General features: G+C 45.2%; 12 protein-coding genes. All 12 read right to left on the bottom strand.

Going from position 1 to position 9,481, the window contains the following annotated elements:
* Positions 1-98 precede the first annotated feature (98 nt).
* Positions 99-872 (bottom strand): VacJ family lipoprotein, encoded by a 774-nt coding sequence (locus R7Z47_RS23145; RefSeq protein ID WP_005380523.1) that lies wholly within the window; start codon positions 870-872, stop codon positions 99-101.
* A gap of 216 nt (positions 873-1,088) precedes the next feature.
* Positions 1,089-2,303: a c-type cytochrome biogenesis protein CcmI gene (gene ccmI, locus R7Z47_RS23140; protein WP_318130635.1), complete on the bottom strand. Its 1,215-nt coding sequence runs from the start codon at positions 2,301-2,303 to the stop codon at positions 1,089-1,091.
* A complete protein-coding gene (locus R7Z47_RS23135) occupies positions 2,303-2,788 on the bottom strand; it encodes a cytochrome c-type biogenesis protein (protein ID WP_005380519.1) in 486 nt (161 codons plus the stop codon). Before R7Z47_RS23135 ends, ccmI begins: the two co-directional genes overlap by 1 nt.
* Entirely contained in the window at positions 2,785-3,339 is a 555-nt protein-coding gene (locus R7Z47_RS23130; RefSeq protein WP_005380518.1) for a DsbE family thiol:disulfide interchange protein, read from the bottom strand. Before R7Z47_RS23130 ends, R7Z47_RS23135 begins: the two co-directional genes overlap by 4 nt.
* A gap of 1 nt (position 3,340) precedes the next feature.
* Complete coding sequence (locus tag R7Z47_RS23125) at positions 3,341-5,317, bottom strand: heme lyase CcmF/NrfE family subunit (protein ID WP_064354224.1); 1,977 nt, start codon at positions 5,315-5,317, stop codon at positions 3,341-3,343.
* On the bottom strand, positions 5,314-5,799 hold the full coding sequence (gene ccmE / locus R7Z47_RS23120; RefSeq protein ID WP_005380516.1) for a cytochrome c maturation protein CcmE: 486 nt from the start codon (positions 5,797-5,799) through the stop codon (positions 5,314-5,316). Before ccmE ends, R7Z47_RS23125 begins: the two co-directional genes overlap by 4 nt.
* Positions 5,796-6,002 (bottom strand): heme exporter protein CcmD, encoded by a 207-nt coding sequence (gene ccmD / locus R7Z47_RS23115; RefSeq protein ID WP_005380515.1) that lies wholly within the window; start codon positions 6,000-6,002, stop codon positions 5,796-5,798. The genes ccmE and ccmD overlap by 4 nt, the downstream gene beginning before the upstream one ends.
* A gap of 11 nt (positions 6,003-6,013) precedes the next feature.
* The gene (locus R7Z47_RS23110) at positions 6,014-6,757 is read right to left on the bottom strand and encodes a heme ABC transporter permease (RefSeq protein WP_005380513.1); all 744 of its coding nucleotides are present in this window, start codon (positions 6,755-6,757) and stop codon (positions 6,014-6,016) included.
* A gap of 109 nt (positions 6,758-6,866) precedes the next feature.
* Positions 6,867-7,535: a heme exporter protein CcmB gene (gene ccmB / locus R7Z47_RS23105; protein WP_005380512.1), complete on the bottom strand. Its 669-nt coding sequence runs from the start codon at positions 7,533-7,535 to the stop codon at positions 6,867-6,869.
* A gap of 1 nt (position 7,536) precedes the next feature.
* The gene (gene ccmA, locus R7Z47_RS23100) at positions 7,537-8,154 is read right to left on the bottom strand and encodes a cytochrome c biogenesis heme-transporting ATPase CcmA (RefSeq protein WP_005380511.1); all 618 of its coding nucleotides are present in this window, start codon (positions 8,152-8,154) and stop codon (positions 7,537-7,539) included.
* A 289-nt stretch (positions 8,155-8,443) separates the two neighbouring features.
* Complete coding sequence (locus R7Z47_RS23095; protein WP_025767176.1) at positions 8,444-8,938, bottom strand: DUF2802 domain-containing protein; 495 nt, start codon at positions 8,936-8,938, stop codon at positions 8,444-8,446.
* Positions 8,939-8,951: 13 nt separating this feature from the next.
* Complete coding sequence (locus tag R7Z47_RS23090; RefSeq protein WP_005380507.1) at positions 8,952-9,446, bottom strand: chemotaxis protein CheW; 495 nt, start codon at positions 9,444-9,446, stop codon at positions 8,952-8,954.
* Positions 9,447-9,481: the final 35 nt, after the last annotated feature.

Below are 9,481 nucleotides of genomic sequence, written 5' to 3'. Positions count from 1 at the left end.
CTTTAAAATACAAAACGCCCGATGAAGTACATCGAGCGTTTTAGTTAAAAAGTGTCAACCCATATCAGGACGGGTCACTCTATTGTGAAGAACAACGCTTAAAAGTCTTCTAGATATTCATCTAAATACTCTTCTTCTTCGATGTTAACTTCTTCTACCGTTTCAACTTCTGCTTTAAAGTTTTGACGCTGGATATAAACATCGCGAGTTAGAATATATGGATCCGGCGACGAGTCTAGCTGCGCTTCTTGCGGTACTAATAAAGCACGCTTCTCCATTCCTTCAAACGCCCACTTTCCCAAACTCGCCCAGAAGTTGAGATAAGAGAGGGGTAAATACGTACTATCTACGGTATCTGTCACTTCACGTAAGGTATACGGACCATAACCTGGAACCATGAAGTAAGGACCATTTCCAACACCATAGTGGCCTACTGCATCACTGAACGCTTTCTCGTCGTACTTCGTAATACCCGCGGCACTTGCAATATCGAATAAACCGAAAATACCGAACGTCGAGTTAATCCAAAAACGGTTAAAGTGGTCCACGGCTTTCGTACCATTACCCATGATTAAGTTATTAACCATGCTTGCTGGCTCATCTAAGTTCGATAAGAAGTTAGCGATACCAGAACGAATAGGAACTGGCGTGTATTCTACATACGCAAGTGATACAGGACGAACCAAATACGGATCTAAATATTCGTAGTTGAGTTCCCACATGGTTCGGTTAAAGCCTTCCAACGGGTCATACACATCAGAAGTCGTTTGATTTGTTTCTTGTCCTGTTACTGCTTCATCAGGCGCACTTGAACAGCCAACCAGTCCAACGGCTAACAGCAACAAGAAGGTAGATTTACCCTTGTTATACATTTTATTTTCCATAACGACTATTAATGTACCTAAGTCACCCCGATTAACCATTGTACGTATGTTGAGCAGGATACATAGTAAAGATGACTCAGATATGGGAATAAATAAAGGCCAGCAATCGCTGGCCTTCGGTATTCTACTCGATCGTTTAGAGTCATACCACTAAAGGCAACTGACTCTACCTCGTTGTCATGTTTCAGAGACAGATGTTAACAATTAATACTGCTGATCAATGGTCACTTCTACTGGTGCGCCAAATTCAACGACGTCACTTTCTCCGTGCCAATCTTGATCACGCGTTGCTACGTTACCGTCAGAATCTACACGCACACGGACGATTAGCTTATCGAGTGAAGATAACTTTTGCCCTTGCATCATGGCATTGCCATCATCTAATACGACTGTGCGAGGGAAAGTACCTAGCGGATAACGAGCAGCAGCCACAGGCATTGGAGAGCCATCTGAACGATGTACTGACACAATCAGAACTGCGTTTGGATCCAACTGAGCATTTGGTGCCACATTAATTGTCACAGCTACACTCTTATCCGGTAAAACCGCTTCGCCCATTTGCTTACGAGCACTCTCAATACTGCGTGACAACATCTCGTAGCGACTATCTTCTGGACCAATCATTTGCTGCATGATTCCCCAGTACTTGATGGCTGCCGGGAAGTCTTGACGCTCAAACGCATCGAACGCTAACAAAGAAAACACACGCAGATCGACATAGTCTTGCTGCATCAGCTTGCCGAGTAATGAGCGAGCCGTCGCTTGATCCATTTCCTCTTGAGACAGCATCAGAGCTTGTGCATAACCCAACATCACATCAGGATCTTTTGGCTCTAGGCGGTACGATTTTTCCATCGCATCGATAGCTGTGGTGACATCACGATTTGCTAACGCAATACGACCTAGCAGTAACCAACCTGTCGAGTCTTCCGGCTGGTAATGTAAGCGAGTTCGAAGGGCAAGGGTCAAATCCGCCATTTCATCGTCACTCAGCGGCTCAGAAGAAGCCGACATCAGCTTTTTCGATAACTCAGGTAGATTTGCAGACACTTCTTGCCATTGAACAATATCGTCTGACGCGCCAAATTTATAATACAAACCATAGCTCAGCACCACCGTCAGAATTACCGATGGAACTAAAACCGCGATTGGAGAAACCTTAGTTTCTTTTTGCGCTTTATCACCAGGGATATCGTCAAGCAGTGATTGCTTTAGATCAGAAATCAGTTCGTCTTCACTTTCAACTAGACCTTCGTCAGTTTCATCTGCAAGCTCAGATAGTCGGTCTTTATAAAATGCCTTGTTAAGCTCATCGCGTAACACATCATCATTGTTCGCTTTTTGTTTAAGCAGCGGCAAAGCCACCAGCGCACAAGCAATAAGCGTGAGAACAACGGTGGAAATCCAAAATAGTGTCATTACTTCTTATCTCCGTTGTTCTCTTCTTCAAGCAATGCTTTTAAACGAGCTTCTTTTTGCTCATCCCATTGCTCGTCACTGCTCGCTTTTGCCTTAACTTTAGATTTACGGCTACGCAGCACAATCAAACCAAAACCACCCAGTACTACAGCGAGTGGCCCTAGCCACAAAATCGCAGTCGCGACCGTAAATGGTGGGTTGTAAGTCACGAAGTTACCGTAACGGGCGATCATGTAATCAACAATCTCATCTTTGGACTTACCTTCTTTGGTCATTTCGTACACCTTATGGCGTAAGTCCTGAGCAAGTTCAGCGTTAGAATCCGAGATCGTGTTGTTCTGACATTTAGGGCAACGGAGCGTATGGCTTAACTCTTTGAACTGCTGTTCTTGTTCCAAATTATCAAACTCGTACACTTCAATGGCCGCATGAGCAGCAAGAGATAATGTCATCGCAGCAAAAACGGCAAGAATTAGCTTTCTCATTGCTTCGCCTCCTCAACCAATTTGTTGTAAAGCGGCTCCAGTGTTTCTGACCAATTACGTGGGTTTACATCCCCTACATGGCGATAGCGAATCACACCATTTGCATCAATAATGAATGTTTCTGGAGCACCATAAACGCCAAGGTCAAGGCCAAGCATACCACTGCCATCAAATAGGCTGATCAAGTACGGGTTGCCGAGATCATTCAGCCAACCTATTGCTTTATTACGATCATCTTTGTAATTCATACCGATGATCTTAACGCCCTTACCCGCCAATTCGTTTAGGTATTTATGCTCTGCATAACACGTTGGGCACCACGTTGCCCAAACGTTCAAGAGCAACGGTTCACCTTTAAAAATTGATTGGTCGTACTGTTTTCCAGGCTCAGCCAGGTCTTCTAAATGAAACTCAGGAACTGGCTTGCCAACCAAAACCGACTCCAATTTAGTTGGATCATCGCCCTCTTGGTTACGCATTAATTGGGTTGCGAAAATGCCCGCTAGAATCATGAAAGCGACAAGCGGAATAAATAAGATTTTCTTATTCATGTTATGCCTCCTGCTCTTTTGACTTCGCATTTTTCTTCGGCGATTTACGGAAGCGGTAGCGTTTATCAGAAATCGCTAGTGCGCCGCCTAATGCCATAATCAAAGAGCCAGCCCAAATCCAACGAACGAACGGTTTATAGTAAATACGAACAGCCCAAGATCGGTTGTCGTCTAAACGTTCACCCATTGCAATGTATAAGTCGCGGCTAATACCACGGTCAATGGCTGCTTCAGTCATCATAGACTTAGCCGTACGGTAGAAGCGCTTCTCTGCGTGAAGCGTATTCACGTATTTGCCATTGTGTGTGATCTCAAAGTCTGCGATGTAGCCATCGTAGTTTGGACCATCTTTATCACGCAAGCCTGAGAAGTAGAAATCATAGCCTTGAATTTGGAAGTGTTCGCCAGGTGCTAAACGTACATCACGCTCGATGCTGTAGTTCTGTACCATCGCAATACCGATAACAGATACCGCCAGACCAACATGACCCAACATCATTGCCCAGTGGCTACGTTGCAGCTTGCGAACACCTTCACTAAAGCTATGACGGTGCGTTGCGCGCTCGTACAGTTCAAAGCCATGCATCGCAATAATCCAAATCGCCATCACCCAACCAATGTAAGCCATGGTTGAGAAGAAATCGGCAAACAGGTACACGCATAGCGCGGCCAAGGCGAAAGCAAGCACACCTGAAACGAGCATTGGCTTCACAAGTTTAGATAAATTGTCTCGCTTCCAACGAATAAGAGGGCCAATACCAAGCAGGAAAGCAAATGGCATCATTAACCACGCAAATAGCATATCAAAGAATGGCGCACCGATAGAGACCGACCCCAAACCAAGCTGCTTGTGTACGAGCGGCAACAGTGTCCCCACTAACACCACAACAAGAGCGGCGATAAGTAATACGTTGTTGGCTAAGAGCGCATTTTCACGTGAGACTAAGTCGAAGTTACCTCGTACACGCACTGCTGCCCCTTTTACGGCAAACAGCAATAAAGAGCCACCGATAACGAAAACGAGGAAGCCTAGAATAAACATACCGCGCGACGGGTCAGACGCGAACGCGTGCACCGATACTAAAATACCGGAACGGACTAAGAAGGTGCCCAACAAACTCAACGAAAATGCAGAGATTGCCAATAGTACCGTCCACGCTTTAAATGTGCCGCGTTTTTCTGTCACGGCAAGAGAGTGCATTAATGCGGTACCCGCTAACCAAGGCATGAATGATGCGTTTTCTACTGGGTCCCAGAACCACCAGCCACCCCAGCCAAGTTCGTAGTAAGCCCACCAAGAACCTAGTGCGATACCAAGTGTTAAAAATACCCATGCAGCGGTTGTCCAAGGACGAGACCAACGAGCCCAAGCCGTGTCAAGGCGTCCAGTCATTAGGGATGCGATCGCAAAAGAGAACGCAACCGAGAAACCAACATAGCCCATGTAAAGCATTGGCGGGTGAACAATTAAACCAGGGTCTTGAAGCAGAGGGTTCAAGTCACGTCCGTCAACCGGGAAGAACGGTAACGTACGTAGGAATGGATTTGACGTTAGGATGATAAACAGTAGGAAACCCACTGAGATCATGCCCATAACAGCAAGTACACGTGCAACCGACTCTTGCGGCATACCACGACTAAACGTCGCTACAGCGACAGTCCAAGCAGCTTGGATTAACACCCATAGCAACAGTGAACCTTCGTGTGCACCCCATACTGCGGTTAAACGGTAGTACCAAGGAAGCTGACTATTCGAGTTGCTCGCTACATACTGTAACGTGAAGTCGTTAGTATAAAATCCCCAACATAAAATGGCGAAAGAGAACAACAGCATCAGGAACATAGACCAAGATAGCGGTCGCGCTGTGTTCATGAGCATGGTGTTATTATTCGATGCTCCCCACAATGGCAATACGCTCAACAGCACAGCCATTGCAAGCGAAAGAATGAGAGCAAAGTGACCGATTTCAGCAATCATTGGCCGCTTCCTTGTTTCTGTTCGGTGCTGTATTGAAGCGGTTCATGCGTTTTCTTCATCGCTTCTGCAATTTCTGGTGGCATGTATTCTTCATCGTGCTTCGCTAGGACCTCAAATGCCTCAACTGTCGTGGCATCTTTCAGTACACCTTGAGCAACAATACCCTGCCCTTCACGGAACAAGTCAGGAAGAATACCGTCATAGGTAATCGTCACTTTCGGACCGACATCGTGCAGGTCAAAACTCACTTTCAAAGAATTAGGATCTCGACGAACTGAGCCCACAACCACCATTCCACCGATACGCAGACGCTGGCCTACTTCTGGCTTGGTGCCATCTGGCTTACCATTAACCAACTCCGTTGGAGTGTAGAAAAGGTCCATATTTTGGTTAAGCGCATAAAGTATCAAACCAATGGTGGCACTAATACCGATAAAGATCGCTAGTACAATACCTAGCCTCTTTTTACGTCTCGGGTTCATAAGGTGTTCTCCATGTTCTTCGCTGCGTCGATACGAGCTTGACGGTCAATTTTTGCTTTCACTTCTTTCAATAATGCATCACCGCGGCGAAGGCTAGTGATCAGAAGAATCAGCATGGATAAGAAAGTAATACCAAACGCACTCCATACGTATGATGCGTAGCCACCCATGGCAAAAAAGTCGCTCAGAGATTCAAAATGCATAATCAGTTACCTCACTGAGTTTGTTCTGTTGCGAGTTTGCGCACCCAGGGGCGGTGACTTTCTTTACTGATGATTTCGTTACGAAAACGGACCATCGTCACGGCACCAAAGAAGAACGCAAAGCCAAAGATGTTCAGCAATAACGGCCAAAGCATGTCGGATGAAATAGAAGGTTGCTCAAATTTCGTGATCGTCGCACCTTGATGAAGCGTGTTCCACCATTCCACGGAAAAGTGAATGATAGGTAGGTTTACTACGCCTACGATCGCTAAGATACCAGCGGCTTTTGCAGCGGTTTTTTGATCGTCAAACGCATGGTAGAGCGCAATCACACCAAGGTAGAGAAATAGCAGAATCAATTCAGATGTAAGACGGGCATCCCATACCCACCAAGTGCCCCACATAGGCTTGCCCCAAACAGCACCTGTAAGTAGAGCAATAAAAGTAAATACTGCACCAATCGGAGCCATCGCAAGTGCCGCCATATCAGATAGGCGAACTTGCCATACTAGGCCAATAAATGCAGCGATCGCCATCGACATATAAACGCCCATAGACCAAATAGCTGATGGGACATGAATGTAGATGATTCGGAAACTGTCACCTTGTTGGTAATCTGAAGGCGCAAATGCAAGCCCCCAAACCGTACCAACCGATAAGCATACGAGGGCCAATACAGAAAACCAAGGCAGAAACTTACCACTCAAACGATAAGCTGCTTCTGGCTTGGCATAAGGATGTAGCCATTTCCACATGTTTTGTTCTCACTCTTACTTCAGGGACACTGTCTAAAGGGTTGAGACCGTAGCAGTGCTTTAATAATAATTCTTTGATCAAGCGCCGCTTCATTGGCACTTTATTGAGTTAGTTAACACTAACTCGTAATGCGGCACTGATGGCAAAGGGCGTTAATGTCATCGCCCCCATTAGCATCGCACCTAAAATCGCTAGTTGACCGTTATACGCCATACCGAGTGCCGCAGCATCAATTGCCGATGTTGCGAAAATCAAAATTGGGATGTAGAGCGGAAGAATAAGCAAACTCAAAAGAACGCCACCCTTTTGCAACCCAACAGTCAACGCCACACCAATGGCGCCAATAAAACTTAGTGTTGGTGTACCGATCATCAAGGTTAATACAACCGATAGCCAAGTATTGAAGTCGAGCGAAAGTAAAACCGCCAATAATGGGCTAATTAAAATCAGAGGTAACCCTGTTAACAACCAATGTGCTATGACCTTTGAAACCACTACAAGTTGCAATGGAATCGGCATTAGCATCATTTGTTCTAGTGCACCGTCTTGAAAATCATCACGAAATAGACGCTCTAATGATAATAAGGCGGACAGCAATGCGGCAACCCAAACGATGCCCGCTGCAATACGTGCTAACAAATTAGGTTCTGGTCCAATACTCAGAGGAAAGAGAGTAATGACAATAATAAAGAACCACAGCGGGTTCAGAATGTCTGCCTGACGGCGAAATGCGATTAGGAGCTCACGACGAATGATGGTGGTCATCGAGGAAATCATATCAGTCACCCAGCTTTATTTTTCTAAGTTTCGGGCTGTCCGCAAACATATCTTGATGCGTCGTCAACACAACAATACCGCCATTATCAGCATGACTTGCGAACAAAGATTCAAGCACCTTGACACCTTGCTTATCAATGGCAGTCAACGGCTCATCTAAAATCCATAAAATTTGCTTACTGAGCCATAACCTTGCCAATGCGACTCGTCGTTGCTGACCTGCGGAAAGTTGTGCTACAGGCACATCTTCTCGGCCAGCTAATCCTACTTGAGTCAAAGCGATGAAGATTTCTTCGTCTGAAGAGCGATTATTTTGAATAGATTGATAAAAACGTAAGTTTTCTAATGCGGTAAGCTCTCGTTTCACTCCTGTTTGATGTCCTAAGAAAAGCAGATCTTGATGGAAAACATCACGAGATTTTTCAACCTCTTCGCCTTTCCATTTAATGACACCTTCTTCTCTATCACCTAACCCTGTCACAATCCGTAGCAATGTAGTTTTACCAGTACCATTACGCCCTTCGATCTGGACCAATTCACCAGGCTTAATTTCAAACTGCAGGTTTTCAAACAGAACCCTTTCATCACGGATTGCTGTCAGGTTAGACACTTCTAACATAGAGCTTCAACTAAAAAATGAACGAGCCGCTATATTAGCACAGCTTAGTTATGACAAAACAGGATAAGAGGGCTAGGTTACATGTAAGTTCATGTATTTTTGTTAATTAATCATCACACTTTAATAAAATTAACTATAAGTAGTTATAAGCGCTCATTTTGAATTTGAGAGGCCAGAGCTAAGAGCAAGATCGACTGAAGGTTATCTAGGGTTGTATTTAAGAAGAGCATTAGCGGCTAAAAACAAAAAAAGAGGCGTAATAATGCCTCTTTTTTTCGCTTGATAACCTTTAGCGTCGACGACGTCCACGCGTTGGATATTCTGAGTCATCTGATGGCTGACCACTTAATGGTGGAATCTTCTCTTTCCCCGCCAGTTTCTTCTGCAGTGAAAGCATCAACTCAGCTTCGGCTTTTGGTAGTTCGCACTCTTCAATCAGCTCGTTGATATCAGCGCCAAGCTGTACCATTTTAGAAGCGCGACTGTACAAGCGACCATCAGTATCAGCGTGTTCGAGTTCGCGAATTCTCTCGTTTAAGTGCTGAATAATGTCTTGTTGCTCCGTCACTTTTTGCCCAAGACCAACGACAACCGAGCGCACTTCGAGTAACTGCTTACTCAACTTTTGCACTTCTTTATCTGCGTGTCGAGATTGAGCTCGTTGTTGGTCTAACTGCTTTTGTAACCCCGAGCGAATCCGCAGTTGCAAAACAACCAATACTAACACGATAAAAGCGACGCCACCCGCAAGGAATGGAGCAGATAAAAGAGTCTCTTCAGCCATCATCATTCAGCCATTAAAGGTGAGCCATCTCGTCCCACTCGTCATCTGTTAGCAGCTTGTTCAAATCCACAAGGATAAGAAGCTTGCCGTCACGGTTGCTCACACCCTGGATGAACTTCGCACTCTCGTCGGTACCAACTGAAGGCGTCGTATCAATTTCAGAAGAACGCAGATAAACGACTTCTGCCACGCTATCTACTAAGATACCAATCACTTGACGCTCAGACTCGATCACAATAATACGAGTGTTGTCGGTGACTTCGCCTTCCATCAGGCCAAAACGTGAACGTGTATCGATAACAGTAACTACATTACCGCGTAGGTTGATGATACCAAGTACATAATCTGGTGCACCTGGAACAGGGGCAATTTCAGTATAACGAAGTACTTCACGAACTTGCATTACGTTGATGCCGTACGTTTCTTCTTCTAGCTGGAACGTCACCCACTGAAGAACTTCGTCATTCGATGCATCTTTCTTCACTTCTACTTCAAAAGCTTGAGACATAGTTAATCCTCGTTAATGTCGTTCCCGACTTAAAT

The organism is Vibrio sp. 1641, from assembly GCF_033339995.1.
In the GTDB taxonomy this organism is placed as follows: domain Bacteria; phylum Pseudomonadota; class Gammaproteobacteria; order Enterobacterales; family Vibrionaceae; genus Vibrio; species Vibrio alginolyticus.
The sequence above is the reverse complement of the archived record's forward strand: the minus strand, read 5'-3'. Positions and strand labels throughout refer to the sequence as shown.